The following is a 19,766-nucleotide window of genomic DNA, read 5'->3' on the forward strand; positions in this document are numbered from 1 at the left end:
GCGCTTTCTGATTATTAACCGGTATATCGAAAAATTGAGGATTATCAGGTTATTTGTAATCAATTAAAGATTTGTGTATCCCATAAGGCTTTCGTCAACCTCTTTGGCAACATCTCTGCCCTCACGAATCGCCCAGACAACAAGTGACTGTCCTCTGTGCATATCGCCTGTAACAAATACATTTTCAACATTTGTCTTGTGTGAGCCTTCTGCCGTTGCAACATTGGTTCTTGCGTTTGTTTCAACACCGAATGCCTTGGTTACATAGTTTTCACTGCCGAGGAATCCTGCCGCAATGAGTACGAGTTCAACATCAACCTTGTACTCTGAGCCTTCAACCTCTTTCATCATAAGTCTGCCTGTTTTAGCATCCTTTTCGGGTTTGAGCTTAACAAGCTCCGCACCTACAAGATTACCGTTCTTGTCAGCAATGAACTGCTTAACGGTTGTCTGATAAACTCGTGGATCGTGACCGTAAACTTCAATAGCCTCTTCCTGACCGTAGTCTGTTTTGCAGACTCTCGGCCATTGCGGCCATGGGTTATCGGCACTTCTTGTGTCGGGAAGCTTAGGCATCATTTCAAGCTGAAGAACGGATTTTGCACCGTGTCTGATGCTTGTGCCGACGCAGTCGTTACCTGTGTCGCCGCCGCCGATTACCATTACATTCTTGCCTTTTGCGCTGATGAATGTACCCTCTCTGAGGTTGCAGTCAAGAAGTGACTTTGTTGTTGATTTGAGGAAGTCAACGGCAAAGTGAATGCCGTTAGCCTCTCTGCCGGGAACTTTGATATCTCTCGGATTTGATGCACCGCAAGCAAGGATTACACGGTCAAAGTCCTTGAGAATTTCGCTTGCTTTGATGTCTTTGCCGACATTTGAGCAGGTTTCAAAGGTTACGCCTTCTTCTTCCATAATGTTAATCTTGCGTTCGATAACATCTTTTTCAAGCTTCATATTCGGAATGCCGTACATAAGCAGACCGCCTACTCTGTCATTGCGTTCAAATACCGTTACAGAATGACCGCGCTGATTGAGCTGGTCGGCAGCGGCAAGTCCCGATGGACCCGAACCGATGATTGCAATTTTCTTGCCTGTTCTTACCTTTGGAATTCTTGCGTCTGCAAGACCTTCTTCATAGGCATTTTCAATGATTCCGTATTCGTTGGCTCTTACGCTGACAGCGTCACCGTTTGCACCGCAGGTGCATGCCTTTTCACAGAGAGCAGGACATACACGGGATGTAAATTCGGGGAAGTTGTTTGTAACCTTAAGACGGTTGTAAGCCTGTTCCCAGTTGCCCTTGTAGATAAGGTCGTTCCATTCGGGAATGAGGTTGTTAAGCGGACAGCCTGAGAATGCAGAACCGATCTGCATTCCTGCCTGACAGAAAGGCACACCGCAGTCCATGCATCTTGCACCCTGTTTTTGCTGATCCTCTTTGCTGAGGGGATCGTGAAACTCGTCAAAATTTTTGATTCTCTCTTTTACGGAGTATGCCGGAGCATCCTCACGCTTATATTCCATAAATCCTGTTGGTTTTCCCATTGATGTCCCCTCCTTATTTATTATTCACAATTTCGTAGAAAGCTTCAATCTGTGCCTGCTCGTTTGTAAGACCTTTTTCTTCATAAGCGGCAATTGCAGCCATCATTCTCTTGTAGTCGTGCGGAATAATCTTCTTGAATTTCGGAAGATACTCGTCAAAGTTATCAAGGATTTTCTTGCCTCTCTGTGAACCTGTTGCTGCAACATGTTCTTCTATAAGCGTTTTGAGTTCGATTATATCGTACTTTTCTGTTACCTCAGAGAAGAGAACCATTTCTTTGTTGAGCTTTGTGTAAAGATCTCTTTCTTCATCAAGAACATAGGCAACACCGCCGGACATACCTGCGGCAAAGTTTTTGCCTGTTTTGCCTATAACAACAACTCTGCCGCCTGTCATATATTCACAACCGTGGTCGCCGACACCCTCAACAACTGCCGTTGCGCCTGAGTTTCTTACGCAGAAACGCTCGCCTGCAACACCGTTGATGAATGCCTTGCCGCTTGTTGCGCCGTAAAGTGCAACATTACCGATGATGATGTTGTTACCTGCGTCAAATGTTGAGTTCTTCGGAGGATAAACTACCAGCTTACCGCCTGAAAGTCCCTTGCCGAAGTAGTCGTTTGAGTCGCCCACGAGTTCAAGTGTGAGTCCTTTTGGAATGAATGCGCCAAAGCTCTGACCGCCCGAACCGTTGCAGACTACTGTAAATGTATCGTCATCAAGGTTGTTGTAATGCTTTCTTGTAACCTCAGAACCGAAGATTGTACCGAATGAACGGTCAGTGTTCTTAACATTGACTTCAACCTTTTTCTTTGTGCCTTTTGCAAGAACCTTTGCAAATTCTTTGCAGAGGATTCTCTCGTCAAGTGTTGATTCAAGTTTGAAATCATAAAGGCTCTTTTTGTTGTATTCAACCTTTTCCGAAACAAAGTTTGTATCAAGAATGTTAGAAAGGTCAACCTCGGCAGCCTGTCCTGTGATGCCTTCTTTTCTCTTGATGAGGTCAATTCTTCCGACAAGCTCATCAACGGTTTTTACGCCGAGCTTTGACATATATTCACGAAGTTCGCTTGCTACAAACTTCATAAAGTTTATTACATATTCGGGCTTGCCGCAGAATCTTTTTCTGAGCTCGGGGTTCTGTGTGGCAACACCGAACGGGCAGGTATCAAGGTTACATACTCTCATCATTGCACAACCGAGAGTTACAAGCGGAGCAGTTGCAAAACCAAATTCCTCTGCACCGAGCATTGCTGCAATTGCAACATCACGGCCGTTCATAAGCTTACCGTCGGTTTCAATAACAACCTTGTTACGAAGGTCGTTCATAATGAGTGTCTGATGAGCCTCGGCAAGACCGAGTTCCCACGGCAGACCTGCATTGTAGATTGAGTTTCTCGGAGCAGCGCCTGTACCGCCGTCATAACCTGAAATAAGGATTACGCCTGCACCTGCTTTTGCAACGCCTGCGGCAACCGTACCTACACCGCATTCCGAAACGAGCTTAACAGAGATTCTTGCGTCTTTGTTAGAATTTTTGAGGTCGTAGATAAGCTGTGCAAGGTCCTCGATTGAGTAAATGTCGTGGTGCGGTGGGGGAGAGATGAGCGATACACCGGGTGTTGAATGACGGGTTTTTGCAATCCAGGGATAAACCTTTTTGCCCGGAAGATGTCCGCCTTCGCCCGGCTTTGCACCCTGAGCCATTTTAATCTGAATTTCGTTTGCAGATGTGAGGTATCTTGATGTAACACCGAAACGACCTGACGCAACCTGCTTGATTGCAGAACATCTGTCAACCTTCTGTCCTTTTGTGAGAAGTCGTTCAAGGCTTTCGCCGCCCTCACCGGAGTTTGACTTGCCGTGAAGCTGATTCATTGCAATCGCAAGTGTTTCGTGAGCCTCCTGTGAGATTGAACCGTAGGACATAGCGCCTGTCTTGAAACGCTTTACGATTGAATCAACGCTTTCAACCTCATCAAGCGGAACAGGAGTTTCCGCAAAGTTGAAGTCGAAAAGACCTCTGATGTTTACAGGATCCATTTCTTCGGAAATCATATGAGAATACTTTTTGTAAAGCTCATAGTCGCCTGTTCTTGTTGCCTGCTGGAGCATATATATAGTCTGCGGATTGTAGAGGTGTTCCTCTTTGCCGCTTCTGAACTTGTGTGAACCACGGGATTCAAGCTCATCGCTTACACCGAGGTCAAGCGGATCAAATGCCGCTGTGTGAAGTTTGTCAACATTCTTTTCGATATCCTTGATTGTGATACCGCCGATTCTGCTGACTGTGCCTGTGAAGTATTCGTCAATAACATCCTTGCCTATACCGATAGCCTCAAAAATCTGTGAGCCCTGATATGACTGGATTGTTGAAATACCCATTTTTGACGCAATCTTTACGATGCCATGGAGAACTGCGCTGTTGTAATCGTCAACTGCTGCGTAGTAGTCCTTGTCAAGAAGGTCATCACCGATAAGCTCGTGAATTGTTTCCTGAGCAAGATACGGGTTGATTGCACTTGCACCGTAGCCGAGAAGTGTTGCAAAATGATGAACTTCTCTCGGCTCACCGCTTTCAAGTACCATTGCAAGTGAGGTTCTCTTCTTTGTTGCAACAAGGTGCTGATGAAGAGCGGATACTGCAAGAAGTGACGGAATTGCAAGATGGTTTTCGTCAACTCCTCTGTCGGAGAGGATAAGAATATTTGCACCGTCATTGTAAGCCTTGTCAGCTTCAATGAAAAGTCGCTTAACAGCCTTTGAAAGTCTTGTGTTCTTGTAGTAGAGAATCGGGATAACCGCAACCTTAAAGCCCGGAATGTGCATATTCTTGATTTTGAGAATATCGGTTGATGTAAGAATCGGGTTGTGAATCTTCATAACCTTGCAGTTTTCGGGACGCTCCTCAAGGATGTTGCCGTCCTCACCGATATAAATTGTTGTTGATGTTACAACTTCCTCACGGATTGCGTCAATCGGCGGGTTTGTAACCTGTGCAAAGAGCTGTTTGAAGTAGTTGAAAAGCGGCTGCGGTTCTTTTGAAAGAACTGCAAGCGGACTGTCTGTACCCATTGCGGCAATTGACTCTGTGCCGTTCTTTGCCATAGGAAGGATTGATGTCATAACATCTTCGTAGGTATATCCGAAAGCCTTCTGGAGTTTTTGTCTTTCTTTATATGAATGCTCCTCAACCTTCATATTAGGAATTTTGAGGTCTTTAAGACAAACAAGATTACTGTCGAGCCATTCGCCGTAAGGCTGTTTTGACGCATAATACTCTTTGAGTTCATCGTCATCAATGAGTCTGCCCTGAACCGTATCGACAAGGAGCATTTTGCCCGGGCGAAGTCTTTCCTTTGTAACAATCTTTGCGGGATCAATCGGAAGTGCGCCGACTTCCGATGAAAGAATGAGGTTGCCGTCATCCGTGATGTAGTATCTTGACGGACGCAAACCGTTACGGTCAAGAACCGCACCCATAATGTCACCGTCAGAGAAAAGGATTGACGCAGGACCGTCCCATGGCTCCATCATTGTTGCATAATACTGATAGAAGTCCTTTTTCTTCTGGCTCATTGTGCCGTTATTATCCCACGGCTCCGGAATTGTAATCATAACGGCAAGAGGAAGCTCCATACCGCTCATTACGAGAAATTCAAGTGTGTTATCAAGCATTGCAGAGTCTGAACCCTCTGTGTTTACAACAGGAATAACCTTGTCAAGGTCGCCCTTGAGATGCTCTGAACGCATTGTTTCCTCACGGGCAAGCATCTTGTCAGCGTTGCCTCTGATTGTGTTGATTTCACCGTTGTGAACAATCATTCTGTTAGGATGAGCTCTCTGCCAGCTTGGATTTGTGTTGGTTGAAAAACGGGAGTGAACCATAGCGATTGCAGACTCGTAATCCTCGTCCTGAAGATCAAGAAAGAAGTTACGAAGATCGCCTACAAGGAACATACCCTTATATACAATAGTTCTGCTTGAAAGCGAAACTACATATGTGTCTTCATTACTCTGTTCAAAAACTCTTCTTGCAACATAGAGCTTTCTGTCGAACGGAAGACCTCTCTTTACGCCGTGAGGTCTTTTGATAAAGCACTGCATAATTGCAGGCATACATTCAACAGCTCTGTGACCGAGTACCTCGGGCTTTGACGGAACATTTCTCCAGCCGAGAACTGTAAGACCTTCTTTTTCTGCAATGATTTCAAACATCTTCTTTGCCTGATTTCTTGCAAGCTCATTCTGAGGGAAGAAGAACATACCTACAGCGTAATCTCTTTCGGAACCGAGCTTAATGCCGATTTCAGCAGCTGCCTTCTTAAAAAATTTGTGTGAAATCTGAAGAAGAATACCTACGCCGTCACCTGTTTTGCCTTCGGCATCCTTACCTGCTCTGTGTTCGAGAGTTTCAACAATTGTCAGAGCGTTTGCCACGGTGTCGTGTGACTTGATACCCTTAATATTAACAACAGCTCCGATACCGCAGTTATCATGTTCAAACTTCGGAGAATACAGAGTCTTGTTGTTCTCTCTGACTGTCTGTTCCATTAATGATCACCCTTTCCTGTTAATCACAAAAATTATTCAGCGGACTTTTTATATACATATATATGTAAAAGGAAGTTTGCTTTCGTAAACTTATCGGTTCAAAGTGGCAATTAATGTTCTGCCGGTTAATAATCAATCATATATATGTAATTGTAAAATGCCCGATCTCTTCTCAGCGGTAAAACCGCTATGCTCAGCCTGTATCATATCCTGCAAAGGTGAATGTGCAGGTCGGCTGATATTCTGAAATGCCTTGTCGTCTTTGATTAAGGAAAATCAGCACTTAGATTATATAACTATACATTGTGCTTTGTCAAGGGAAAATAGAGGAAAATTGCAACTTTTAAGGGTAAAACTTTCATTTTACTGTGATTGTTGTAGAAAATATGCAACTCTTATTGGTGTTTCAGCTTAATTTTGCAGGAAATTTAATAAAACTTGCAATTTCAAAACTTTTTTCAAAAAATGTATTGACAAATTCGCAAAAGTGGAATATACTAACAACATCGAAGACAGCAAGGGCGCTGTGAGCTGAGGCTTACAGTGTCCTTTTCTGTTTTTATAAAGCAAAAATCAGACCATTAAAATTTATTTTCAAAATGGATAGGAGAGAATTAAAATGGCAAAAGTTCCCGAAATTTTTGGCAGCATGGTATTTAATGATCAGAAGATGCAGGAAAGACTTCCAAAGTCAACTTACAAGGCTTTGAAAAAGACAATCCAGAACGGTGAACCGCTTGACCTCAGCGTTGCAAATGTTGTTGCGGCTGCTATGAAGGACTGGGCAGTTGAAATGGGTTGTACCCACTACACACACTGGTTCCAGCCGATGACAGGTATCACAGCCGAAAAGCATGACAGCTTTATCGCACCGAACGGTGAAGGTCAGGTTATCATGGAGTTCTCAGGTAAAGAGCTTGTAAAGGGCGAGCCTGATGCTTCTTCTTTCCCAAGCGGCGGTATTCGTGCCACATTCGAGGCAAGAGGTTATACAACATGGGATCCGACATCATATGCATTCGTTAAGGACGGAACACTTTACATTCCTACAGCATTCTGTTCTTATACAGGCGAGGTTCTCGATAAGAAAACTCCTCTTCTTCGTTCAATGGAGAGAATCAATACAGAGGCTGTAAAGATTCTTCATCTTCTCGGCAAAGACGATGTTACAAGAGTTACAACAACAGTAGGTCCGGAGCAGGAATACTTCCTTATTGATAAGGACGCTTACGACCAGAGAGAGGATCTTATTTATACAGGCAGAACACTTTTCGGTGCAAAAGCTCCTAAAGGACAGGAACTTGACGACCATTACTTCGGTGCAATCAAGACAAGAGTTGCTGCTTATATGAAAGACCTTGACGAGGAACTCTGGAAACTCGGTATCCTTGCAAAGACAAAGCATAACGAAGTTGCTCCTTCACAGCACGAGCTTGCTCCTATCTTCACAACAACAAACATTGCAACCGACCACAACGAGCTTACAATGGAAGTTATGAAGAAGGTTGCCGAAAGACACGGCCTTGTTTGTCTTCTTCACGAAAAGCCGTTCGCAGGTGTTAACGGTTCGGGTAAGCACAACAACTGGTCAATTTCAACCAACACAGGCGAAAACCTTCTTGATCCCGGCAAGACTCCTGAAAACAACCTTCAGTTCCAGCTTTTCCTTGCAGCAGTTGTAAAGGCTGTTCACGAGTATCAGGATCTTCTCAGAATCACGGTTGCATCGGCAGGTAACGACCACCGTCTCGGCGCTAATGAAGCACCGCCTGCAATCATTTCAATGTATCTCGGTGATGACCTCGGCGAACTCGTTGATTCAATCATCAATGACAGAGAATATGTAAGCAAGGGTAAGCAGAAGATGAGAACAGGCGTTGATGTTCTTCCTGACTTTATGAAGGACACATCGGATCGTAACCGTACATCACCTTTTGCATTCACAGGTAACAAGTTTGAATTCAGAGCACTTGGTTCTTCACTTAACATTGCCTGTCCTAACTATATGCTCAACACTATGGTAGCCGAAGAACTTTCAGAGTTCTACGATGAGCTTAAAGATGCGGATGATATGGACGCAGCTATCAAGGCTCTTGTTAAGAAAGTATTCACAGAGCATCAGAACATTATCTTCAACGGCAACAACTACGCTCCCGAGTGGGTTGAAGAGGCTGAAAGAAGAGGACTTCTTAACCTCAAGTCACTCCCTGACGCAATGGAACACTTCCTTGACAAGAAGAATATTGACCTCTTTGTTAAGAATAAGATTTGTTCGGCAGACGAAATCCGCGCAAGATATGAAATTGAGCTTGAAAGCTATTCTAAGCAGATTAACATTGAGGCTCTCACAATGATTGATATGGCTAAGAAGAACATTCTTCCTGCCGTTACATCATATGTAAGAGATCTTACGGATACAGCACTTGCCAAAAAGGCACTTTCAGATGCTATTCCTACAAGTGTTGAGGAAGACCTTATTACAAGCCTTTCAAACAAACTTGTATGTTTCTCAAAGAAAACTGCAGAGCTTGAAGAGGCTGTTATCAAGGCAAGCGACTACAGCGATGATAACCTCAAGTATGCTAAGTACTACAGAGAAACAGTATTTGCACTTATGCAGGAACTCAGAGCTGTCGGTGACGCAATGGAAACAGAAACAGCTTCGGAATACTGGCCTTATCCTTCATACGGCGAACTTCTTTTCGGTGTGTGATTGATAGAACCTCTATTTATACTAAATAACATTATTTATATTGTATAACAGGTAACACAACGGCGTGTGATTGACAGAACTAAACTGTCAACTCCACGCCGTTTTTGTTATTTTGATAAAAGGAGAGATTTATATGGCAGAACTAATTTACGGAGGCACAGGCGTCTGGTTTATGATCGGCGCATTACTCGTGTTCTTTATGCAGTGCGGATTCGCAATGGTTGAAACCGGTTTTACAAGAGCTAAAAACGCAGGCAACATCATTATGAAAAACCTGATGGACTTTTGTATCGGTACGGTTGTATTCAGCCTGTTAGGCTTCGGACTTATGATGTCTGAGGACTATGTTGCAGGATTCATCGGTGTTCCAAACCTCAATATGTTCACAGACTGGATGAACTTTGATTGGAACTCATTCGTATTCCAGCTTGTATTCTGTGCTACAGCAGCTACTATCGTTTCAGGTGCTATGGCAGAGCGTACAAAATTCTCGGCATACTGTGTTTACAGCGCAATTATTTCACTCGTTGTTTACCCGATTGAAGCAGGTTGGGTTTGGAACGGTCAGGGTTGGCTTGCACAGCTCGGCTGTATCGACTTTGCAGGTTCAATCGTAATTCATATGGTCGGCGGTATCTCGGCACTTGTCGGCGCAATCATTCTCGGACCCCGTATCGGTAAATACGGCAAGAACGGCAAGGTAAACGCTATCCCCGGTCACAGCATCACACTCGGTGCTCTCGGTGTATTCATTCTTTGGTTTGCATGGTACGGCTTTAACGGTGCCGCTGCTGAAGACGGCGCTCGTCTCGGTCAGATTCTTCTTACAACAACAATTGCTCCGGCAGTTGCAACAGTAACAACCATGCTCTTTACATGGATCAAGAACGGCAAGCCTGATGTTTCAATGTGTCTTAACGCATCACTCGCAGGTCTTGTAGCAATCACGGCAGGTTGTGCAGATGTTGACGCAATCGGCGCAGCAGTTATCGGTATCGTTTCAGGTATCCTCATCGTAGTAGCAGTTGAATTCGTTGATATCAAGCTTAAAATAGATGATCCTGTCGGTGCATTCTCGGTACACGGCGTAAACGGTATGTGGGGCGGCCTTGCAGTAGGTCTTTTCGCAACAGGCAACGGTCAGAACGGTATCACAGGTCTTTTCTACGGCGGCGGTTTCGCTCAGCTTGGTAAGCAGGCTCTCGGTATTGTTACAATCGTAGCTTGGACAGTTGTTTGCATGATTATCGTATTCACAATCATCAAAAAGACAGTAGGTCTTCGTGTTACAAAGGACGAAGAAATGAAGGGCCTCGATATCTGCGAGCACGGTCTTATCAGCGCATATGCAGACTTTATGCCAATCGGTGTCGGTACAGCTTCACTTGATGAAACATTTGATGTTGACAGCAATGTTCCTGTAACTCAGGCAGTTCCCGTTCAGCTTGCCGGCAAGTATGATATGGCTACCGATGGCACAAAGATTACTAAGATTGACATTCTTCTCAAGCAGTCAAAGCTTGAAGCTCTTAAAGAAGAAATGGATAAGCTCGGCATCACAGGTATGACAGTATCTCAGGTACTCGGCTGTGGCGCTCAGAAGGGTAAAGCAGAGTATTACCGTGGTGTTGCTATTGAAAGTAACCTCCTTCCTAAGATGAAGGTTGAAATCGTAGTTTGCAAGGTTCCTGTAAAGGCAGTTGTTGATGCGGCTGTTAAGGCACTTTACACAGGTCACATCGGTGACGGCAAAATCTTTATCTATGATGTTGAAGATGTTGTTAAGGTTAGAACAGGCGAAACAGGCTACGACGCTATGCAGGATGTTGAATAATCCACGGTAGCTTAATTAACCTATCCTTTTTAATTCACATAAACCGAGACGCCCCGAACGGCAACAGCTGTTCGGGGTATTTCGGCTCTTATATTAAATATTATGACTCAATGTTAATAATTGGGACAATCGAAAAAAAGTAAAGTGTAATTGCAGACGGCTGAAAATAAAGCCTAAGCCCGTTTTAATTATTCCGGTTTGCACAATTTTAGTCCAAAATATAAAGTGCAGAATTTAAAATACTACTTATTTTCACTTTGAATTAGCAATAATTACAAATTATCATATATTATAATTATGCATAAAGCACAAAAATTCAATGTATTATTTACATCTTATAAGTGCAGTGCTATAATAAATGTAAATCGTATTTAAATGTTGATGTGTTCAATATTTAAAATGTAAGGAGTTGCAGTGTATGAGGAAATTTTTATCAATTGTTACTTCAGGAGCATTGGCTTTGTTAATGACAACAACGAGTGTTATGACAGGCTTTGCTTATGACGGAAACAATGAATCTGACAAAGCTACAGACGCAGTTAGCTTGGAAGTTGTTTCGGACAATACTATTCCTGCCGAAGAGCCTACCGGTCCTGATGAAACAGTTCCGACTGTTCCTTGTGAGCCGACAATTAACTATCCGCAAATCAGTGGGTTTTCAAATACTTCCACAGGCACTAAAATTAGCTGGAATTCTTATTCCGGTGCAGTTAAGTACAGAGTATATGTTTTTAACGGAAAGTCATGGAGCCGTGTGGGCGAGAGTACAACCACTAACTTTACGCATAATTCATTAAGAAACGGCGTTACTTATCGCTACACTGTCAGAGCTATGGACAAAAATAATAAATTTGTAAGTGACTACAACAAAGAGGGATATTCAAATACATTTTTTGCACCGCCTGTAATCAGTTCACTTCAGAATGTTTTTGGTGGTGTTACTGTTAAATGGAGCAAGAATTCTGCAATAGACAGCTATCGTATTTACAGAAAGACAAAAAATACGGGTTGGAAACGAATCGGAACCTCCGACAGCGGTTCATTTACCGACACAACAGCAGCGTCAGGCATTAACTATACTTATACTCTCAGAGCACTTGACGCTGAAAATAACTTCGTAAGTTATTGCAATGGCGGAAAATCCGTAACATATGTAAAAGCTCCGACAATCAATAAAATTGAGAATACCGTAACCGGTTCAAAAATCAGCTGGGGAAAATGCAGCGGTGCTTCAAAATACAGAGTCTACTATCTTAAAAATAAGAGTTGGAAGGCTCTCGGCAACACTTCTGCAACAAGCTTTACTCATAATAAACTCAAGTCGGAAACAAAATACACTTATACCGTAAGATGTCTTGACAGCAAGGGTAATTTTGTAAGCGGTTATGACAAAAATGGCACAAGCAATATTTTTCTGAATCCTCCTAAAATTTCGTCACTTGCTAATATTAACGGCGGTGTTGAAATTAAGTGGAATACCCTTAAATACGCTGACGGCTACCGTGTTTACAGAAAGACTAAAAATACAGGTTGGACTCGTATCGGCAATACCGAAGACAATACATTTAAAGATACAAATGTTAAATCAGGTACTGCATATACATATACAGTCAGATGTGTTGATGAAGACGGCAATTTTGCAAGCTATTTTAATAACGGCAAAAGTGTTACCTTTGTAAAAACTCCGACAATCAATAAAATTGAGAATACTGCCACCGGTTCAAAGATTAGCTGGGGAAAATGCAGCGGTGCTTCAAAATACAGAGTCTACTATCTTAAAAATAAGAGTTGGAAGGCTCTCGGCAACACTTCTGCAACAAGCTTTACTCATAATAAACTCAAGTCGGAAACAAAATACACTTATACCGTAAGATGTCTTGACAGCAAGGGTAATTTTGTAAGCGGTTATGACAAAAATGGCACAAGCAATACATTTATCGCACCGCCTGCAATTTCAAAGGTTTCAAAAGCCGCAAACGGAAATCTTGTTAAGTGGAACAGCGTGCCGGACGCTGCAGGCTACAGATTGTACAGAAAGACCGTAAACACATCATGGAGCAGGCTTGCCGATGTAACCGAAGGCACATCATATACAGACACTTCTGCTAAAAAGGGTAATGTCTATTCATACACATTGCGTTGCCTTGACAAGAACGGTAATCTTATCAGTTCATACATTTCAAATACAAAGTACTATCACAACGGTGCGCTTGCTGACGGAAAAATTACAGTAAACGGAAAACCCTACTATTTTTCCAAGGGATTGTTCCGTTCGGGTTATCAGAAAATTAACGGCAAGAGATACTACTATAACTCAAAGGGCGAGGTTGTTAAAAACACAATTGTCGGTTCAAAGAGAGAAGGTTGGTACTATGCCGACAAGAACGGTGTTTGTTGTGAAAGCGAAGAAATGCGTCTTGCCGCAGAATATATGATGACTTATTGCAAGGGCAATACTCTTAATGAAAGAATGAAGACAGGCTTCTTGTATATGGCGAAGAACTTCCCGTACCACCGTACCTATGACCACCCGAAGAAAGCCGCTGATTTGCCTGCACTTGCAATTGACCTATTTAAGAATAAAAAAGGCAATTGCTTTAGATATGCTGCTGCTTTTGCCTGCACGGCGAGAATCGCAGGTTATCGCTCAAGAGTTGTAATTGGCGATACGCTCGGCAGTCCTCACGGCTGGGTAGAGGTGCTTGTCAACGGAAAATGGCTCATCTGTGATCCCGATGCACAGCTTCCGGGTTATAAGGTTCCCGACTACAACCCATATATGATGAAAAAGCATTATTGGACTCTTAATCCTCATGTAAAATGTGAGGTAACAATTGAGAACGGCAAGGCCGTTTGGAAATGATGATGTGAATATATTAAATTTATTAAGTTAAAGCTAATGATTTTTGGCAAATTCTTGACTTATATGGAATAAATTTGTATAATTATTACATCGTTGTGAGAGGAAAAATAAATAGTTGTAATCCTCGATTTGCAATGTGAATCGAGGATTATTTTTTAATTTTAAAAACGGAGGGTATTTTATGAAAAGAAAATTTTTCAAATCAGCCGCTGTAATCCTTGCTTTAACAATGGCTTTTTCAGGTATTCCTGCAAGTGCATATGCACTTGAAACAGGCAAAAATGCTGTTGAAGCGTCGGCTGCATCAGATGTAACGGTTCCGGTTGAACCGACAACAGCAATTTATCCGACAGATTCGGTTGAACCGACAACAACAGTTTATCCGACAGGTCCCATTGAACCGACAATTCCGGTTTATCCGACTCAGCCTGTTGAACCGACAGAACCGGTAATTGTAAATTATCCTGAAATTACAGGCTTTTCAAACACTGCAAAAGGTACAAAGATAAGCTGGAGCAAGTACAATTCAGCGGTTAAGTACAGGGTATATGTCCGTAAAGGAAGCTCTTGGAGCCGCATTGGAGAAACAACGGGTGCAAGCTTTACACACAATTCTCTTAAAAACAACACAACATATGTTTATACCGTAAGAGCGTTGGATAAAAAGAATAATTTCGTAAGCGACTTCAATCGGGACGGCTATTCAAATGTTTTTATTGCTCCTCCTGCTATCAGTTCAATTGAAAATGTTGACGGCGGTGTAAAAATTAAGTGGAGCAAAAACAGTTATGTTCCGAGCTACCGTGTTTACAGAAAAACAAAGAACACAGGTTGGACACGCATAGGCAGTACCAAGAACGGTTCATTTACCGACAAAACTGCCGTATCAGGCACAAGCTACACATATACAGTCAGAGCGCTTGACAAGAAAGAGAAATTTATTAGCTATTTCAACGGCGGAAAAGGCATTACATATGTAAAAGCGCCGACAATCACAAAGATTGAAAACACTGCAACAGGTTCAAAAATTACTTGGTCAAAGAGCAGCGGTGCGGCAAAGTACAGAGTGTACCGCCTTGAAAATAACAGTTGGAAACGACTTACTACAACTGCGTCAACAAGCTATACACACGGCAAGCTTACTAACGGCAAAAAGTATACCTACACTGTAAGGTGTCTTGATAAGAAAGGCAGATTCGTAAGCGGCTATTCAAAAGCAGGAAAAACAAATCTTTTCCTTGCACCGCCTGCAATTTCAAGCATATCAAAGGTCAAAAACGGAAATCTTATAAGCTGGAAGAAAGTTTCGGGTGCTGACGGTTACAGACTTTACAGAAAATCGTACGGCTCATCATGGAGCAGAATTGTTAGTACAACCGACAATTCATTTGTTGACACAACAGCAAAAAAGGATACAGTTGTAGCCTACACATTGCGTTGCCTTGACAAAAAGGGCAATCTCATAAGCTCGTATGTTGACAAAACCAAATATTACCGCAACGGAAAACTTGCCAACGGTACTGTTACAGTGAACGGCAAAAAACTGAACTTTGATAAGGGTGTTCTGCGTACAGGTATGCAGACGATTAACGGAAATAAATATTACTACAACGCATCGGGCGTTCTTCAGAAAAACGGTATCGTAGGTTCTGACAAGAGCGGCTGGTACTATGCCGATAAGAACGGCAAAATTGACTTTTCGTACAGTAACGGTATTACTCAGAACGGTAAAGACTGGAATGTAATGAGCGGCAAGGCAACAAGGGTTAAAACAAAATCCGACAAAACTCTTTTCAGAGCCTTGAAGGTAGTTGCAAAGGTTACCAATAAAAGTATGAGCAAATCGCAGAAGCTTAAGGCTTGCTTTAACTATACAAAGAATGCTTACAAGGAACTCAATCCGAGAATCCCTCATTATCACGGAAGCGATTGGCCGATAATCTACGCAAACGATATGTTTGTTGACGGTGCAGGCAACTGCTTCAGCTACGGTGCGGCATTTGCTTATATGGCAAAAGCTATCGGCTACAAAAATGTGTATTGCTGCAACAGCGGCGGTCACGGCTGGGCAGAGGTTGACGGCTTGGTTTATGATCCTGAGTGGAGCAGACATCACGCCAGAGATTACTATGCGCTTAGTTATAACACGAAATTAGACCAGAATTACAAGGCAGCCATTGCAGCCGGATATTCATGGATGCATGTAAAAATATAGTTATTTGGTTATCGGAGACAGTAAATGGTATTTAGCTCATTAGTATTTTTATGTATTTTTCTTCCGACGGTATTTTTGCTTTACACATTAGTGCCGTCGCTGAAATTCAGAAACGGACTTCTCATTGTTGCAAGCTTAATTTTCTATGCTTACGGCGAGCCTGTTTATGTTTTGCTGATGATATTCAGTTCACTTTTGAACTATATTTGTGCAAGGCTTGTAGCAAATGAAAACGCAAAGAGAAAATTGGTGCTTGTCCTTGCTGTTGTTATCAACCTCGGAATACTTGCCGTGTTCAAATATTCGGGATTCTTTGTAGAATCACTCAACTCGGTTACAGGACTTGCAATTCCTGTTCCGCAGATTGATTTGCCGATTGGTATTTCATTCTTTACATTTCAGGCCTTGTCCTATGTGATTGATGTTTACCGCAAAACGGTTGACGCACAGAAAAATTACCTCTATGTTCTTCTTTACATAACATTTTTTCCACAGCTTATTGCCGGTCCTATTGTTAAATATCGGGACATCAGCGAGCAGATTGTTGACAGAGAGCAGACTGCCGAAAAAATTGCAGACGGTATGCGCCGTTTTATCTGCGGCCTTGCAAAGAAGGTTCTCATTGCAAACACGATGGGACAGACGGCTGACATTATTTTCAACGCAGGTGACGGTTACCTTTCCGTTGTAACGGCTTGGCTGGGTGCGTTGACATACCTTTTTCAAATCTATTACGATTTTTCGGGTTATTCCGATATGGCAATCGGTCTTGGCAAAATGTTCGGCTTTGACTTTAAGGAAAACTTCAACTATCCTTACGGTGCGGTAAGCGTTAAGGATTTCTGGAGAAAGTGGCATATTTCGCTTTCAACATGGTTTAAGGAATATCTTTACATTCCTCTCGGCGGCAACCGCAAGGGCAGAATGAGAGCAGTGCTCAACAGACTCATTGTTTTCTTCTGCACAGGCCTTTGGCACGGTGCAAGCTGGACATTTGTAATCTGGGGTCTGTATCACGGCGTATTCCTTCTTCTCGAAGAGTTTATTCCTATTCTCGGCAGACTTCCTAAGGTTATAAATCACATCTACGCATTGCTTGCCGTAACAGTCGGCTTCGTAATATTCAGAGCCGACACCATCGGTCAGGGCTTTGACTTTATCGGCAATATGTTTGCCGGCTTTAATATCACAGATAAGTCGCTTTCGCTTGCACTCACTCAGCTCACACCGTGGTTTATCGTTATGTTTGTTGTTGCGATTATAGGCTGTGCCCCAATCAAACCGATTGCGGATAAGTTTAGAATCAACGGTTCAGCGGCTGCGCTTGTCGGCAAAAAGCAGAGCGTGGCTCAAACAGTGCTGTATGTGCTGGCATTTGCCCTGCTCATATGGTGCATAATCAGATTGTCGGGAACTTCCTACAATCCGTTCATCTATTTCAGATTTTAAGGAGGCGGCAATATGAAGAAAAAAGTATTTTCGGTTATTTTTACAACCGCCTGTCTTTTGTGTTGTGTTATTCCGTTTGCAGGAATGATTGTTGCTCCGAGCAACGAGGCAATCGGTAATGAACAGCAGACAAAGCTTCCGTCAGTCAAAACCGAAAACGGCAGCTTTAACGAAGAGTATCTTCAACAGCTTGGCGATTACTTTTCAACCCATTACGCATTAAGACCGCAGATAATGTCGGCTGATGCGGAAATTCAGTCAAAGGTTTTCGGTGTATCGAATGTTGACACTGTTACTGCCGGAAATGACAACTGGCTTTTCTATTCCGCAACGCTTGATAACTATCTCGGCAGAAATTTGATGTCAGATCGTGCTTTGTTCAATACAAGACACAACCTTGAGATTACTCAAAATTATCTCACGGAAAACAATGTTAATTTTTTGTTTACGGTTGCGCCAAACAAAAATACCCTCTATTCAGGAAATATGCCTTACTACTACGGCAAAAAAGAAAGTTCCGAAAGTAATCTTAAAAATTTCACATCCTCACTCAAGGACAGCAAGCTGAATTATTGTGATTTGCTGACAAAATTGAAAAGCTGTGACGAAACGCTTTACCTTGAACAGGATTCACACTGGAACAATAAGGGCGCGTTGATTGCATACAACGAGATTCTTGACAAGCTCGGCAAAACCCATGAAACCTATGAGAATGCAGCGGCAAGCAGGTCAAAGAACTTTTACGGCGACCTTGGCAATATGCTTTATCCGTCAACACAACAGCCGGAGTACAATTTTGATTTTGATATCAATCAGACCTATTCATATGTTACCCCGACAAAGAGTGTTGAGGAGGCTATGATTGCAACTCAGAATGATAAGGCAACAGGCAATTTGTTTATGTACCGTGACTCATTCGGCAACGCACTTTTGCCTTACTTTGCAAATGCCTACAACTCGGCATATTTTACAAAGACATTCCCGATTAACCTCTCGCTTGAGGTTATGTCGAGAAACAGCGATACTGTTGTTTTTGAAATTGCAGAGAGAAATCTCATTTGGTTTGCACAAAATCCGCCCGTTCTTCCTGCAAGAGAGTTCACAGTTCCGAAAAACTCAAAGGCTGTTGACAACAAGTTTACGGTTGATGCAAAAATTTCGGAAGTCAATATGCAGTATGTCAATGTTTCGGGCAGTGTTGATAAAGAGCTTTGCAAGGATAACAGTGAAATTATTGTTCTTGTAAAAGACAACAACGGTGGTCAAAGGGCATTTGAGGCATTTACAACATCAAACGATGATACGGATTACGGTTATCAGGCATATATCCCTACGGAATATATGAACCCCGATTCGGTTGATGTCAGCATAGTAATAAAAAACGGCAGTGAATATCTTAAAACTGCAACAAAAACAGCAGATATTCAGCAAGCCGATATTTAATATGATATTATACAGGAGAGATTAAAATGAAAAGGAAACCAATATCAGTTTTAGGCGTAATTGCTTTGGTTCTTGCAATTTGTGCAACGATGTTTTGCGTGTCAGGCTGCGGGTCTGATGTAAAGGTTAAAATTAACGATTCAGGTGTTACAACCGAGGCAGACGGTAACACGGATATGACTGTTAAAGAAATACTCGAAAAGGCTGAAATCAAGCTTGGCGATAAGGACGAAACAGAGCCAAAGGCTGATGAAAAGCTTGGTGACAAGACAGAAATCACAGTAAAGCGTTATGCAAAGGTAACCGTTAAAAACGGCAGTGATGAAAAGACAGTTGAGCTTGTAGGCGGTACTGTTGAGGATGCTGTTAAGAAGGCAGGTTTTAAGCTTGATGACAGCGTATCATGCGATGCTGACAAGGCATCATACCTCAAAGACGGTATGACAATTACTCTTACAAGCAGCATTGAAGTGAGTCTTACAGTTGACGGAAAAACAACCAAGTGCAAAACTCAGGCTGAAACAGTAAAGGCATTTCTTGAGGAGCAGAAAGTAAATCTCGGCAAGGATGATGAAGTTTCACCAAAGCTTGATGAGAAAATCAAGGACGGTTCCAAGGTTGTTGTAAAGCGTGTTGAGTACAAGACAAAAACCGAAAAGGTAAGCGTTGACTACAAGACGGAAGAACAGGAAAGCAGTTCGCTTGCGTCGGGAGAAACTCAGGTTACGCAGGAAGGCGTAAAGGGCGAAAAGGCTGTAACATACAAGGTTAAGTATGTTGACGGCAAGGAAAAGTCAAAGGAAAAGACAAGTGAAAAGGTTACAAAAGAGCCTGTAAATAAGATTGTAACCGTAGGTACAGCGGTACAGAGCAGTGCTGTTGAAGCTCCTCAGCAGTCACAGCAGTCACAGCAGACACAGCAGTCGCAGAAACCACAGCAGAGCAGCAGTGCTCAGTCAAGTCAGGCTTCACAGGGCAAGACGGTTGTTTCAAAGCAGGCAGTGTACGATTGTGACGGTTCAGGTCACGGTTACTATGTAATCAAATGGTCTGACGGCACAGAAACATACGAAGAATTTTAATAAATTACAAATACAAGCAGCTCCCAAAAGGGGGCTGCTTGTATATTTGTTATTGATATTTAAT

General features: G+C 42.6%; 9 protein-coding genes. 7 read left to right on the plus strand and 2 right to left on the minus strand.

The genetic code is table 11. The features are described from left to right. Positions 1-63: 63 nt before the first annotated feature. Together QDI94_RS00065 and gltB are read right to left on the minus strand one after the other, a co-directional pair. Positions 64-1,548: a glutamate synthase subunit beta gene (locus tag QDI94_RS00065; RefSeq protein WP_015522626.1), complete on the minus strand. Its 1,485-nt coding sequence runs from the start codon at positions 1,546-1,548 to the stop codon at positions 64-66. Positions 1,549-1,561: 13 nt separating this feature from the next. Next, entirely contained in the window at positions 1,562-6,103 is a 4,542-nt protein-coding gene (gltB, locus tag QDI94_RS00070) for a glutamate synthase large subunit (RefSeq protein WP_278866294.1), read from the minus strand. A 619-nt stretch (positions 6,104-6,722) separates the two neighbouring features. Between gltB and QDI94_RS00075 the strand changes: the two genes are divergently transcribed. From QDI94_RS00075 to QDI94_RS00105, 7 genes are all read left to right on the plus strand, one after another. Further along, a complete protein-coding gene (locus tag QDI94_RS00075) occupies positions 6,723-8,816 on the plus strand; it encodes a glutamine synthetase III family protein (protein WP_278866296.1) in 2,094 nt (697 codons plus the stop codon). Between the two features lie 133 nt (positions 8,817-8,949). After that, a complete protein-coding gene (locus QDI94_RS00080; protein ID WP_021883512.1) occupies positions 8,950-10,650 on the plus strand; it encodes an ammonium transporter in 1,701 nt (566 codons plus the stop codon). A gap of 418 nt (positions 10,651-11,068) precedes the next feature. Continuing rightward, entirely contained in the window at positions 11,069-13,513 is a 2,445-nt protein-coding gene (locus QDI94_RS00085) for a transglutaminase domain-containing protein (RefSeq protein ID WP_278866298.1), read from the plus strand. A gap of 181 nt (positions 13,514-13,694) precedes the next feature. Further along, positions 13,695-15,728: a fibronectin type III domain-containing protein gene (locus QDI94_RS00090; RefSeq protein ID WP_278866300.1), complete on the plus strand. Its 2,034-nt coding sequence runs from the start codon at positions 13,695-13,697 to the stop codon at positions 15,726-15,728. 24 nt (positions 15,729-15,752) lie between these two features. Further along, the gene (locus QDI94_RS00095) at positions 15,753-17,177 is read left to right on the plus strand and encodes an MBOAT family O-acyltransferase (RefSeq protein WP_278866303.1); all 1,425 of its coding nucleotides are present in this window, start codon (positions 15,753-15,755) and stop codon (positions 17,175-17,177) included. Between the two features lie 12 nt (positions 17,178-17,189). Next, positions 17,190-18,620 (plus strand): alginate O-acetyltransferase AlgX-related protein, encoded by a 1,431-nt coding sequence (locus QDI94_RS00100; protein WP_278866305.1) that lies wholly within the window; start codon positions 17,190-17,192, stop codon positions 18,618-18,620. A 26-nt stretch (positions 18,621-18,646) separates the two neighbouring features. Beyond that, on the plus strand, positions 18,647-19,702 hold the full coding sequence (locus QDI94_RS00105; protein WP_278866307.1) for a G5 domain-containing protein: 1,056 nt from the start codon (positions 18,647-18,649) through the stop codon (positions 19,700-19,702). The last annotated feature ends 64 nt before the right edge of the window (positions 19,703-19,766 follow it).

The organism is Ruminococcus bromii, assembly GCF_928721825.1.
Taxonomy (GTDB): Bacteria; Bacillota; Clostridia; order Oscillospirales; family Acutalibacteraceae; genus Ruminococcoides; species Ruminococcoides bromii.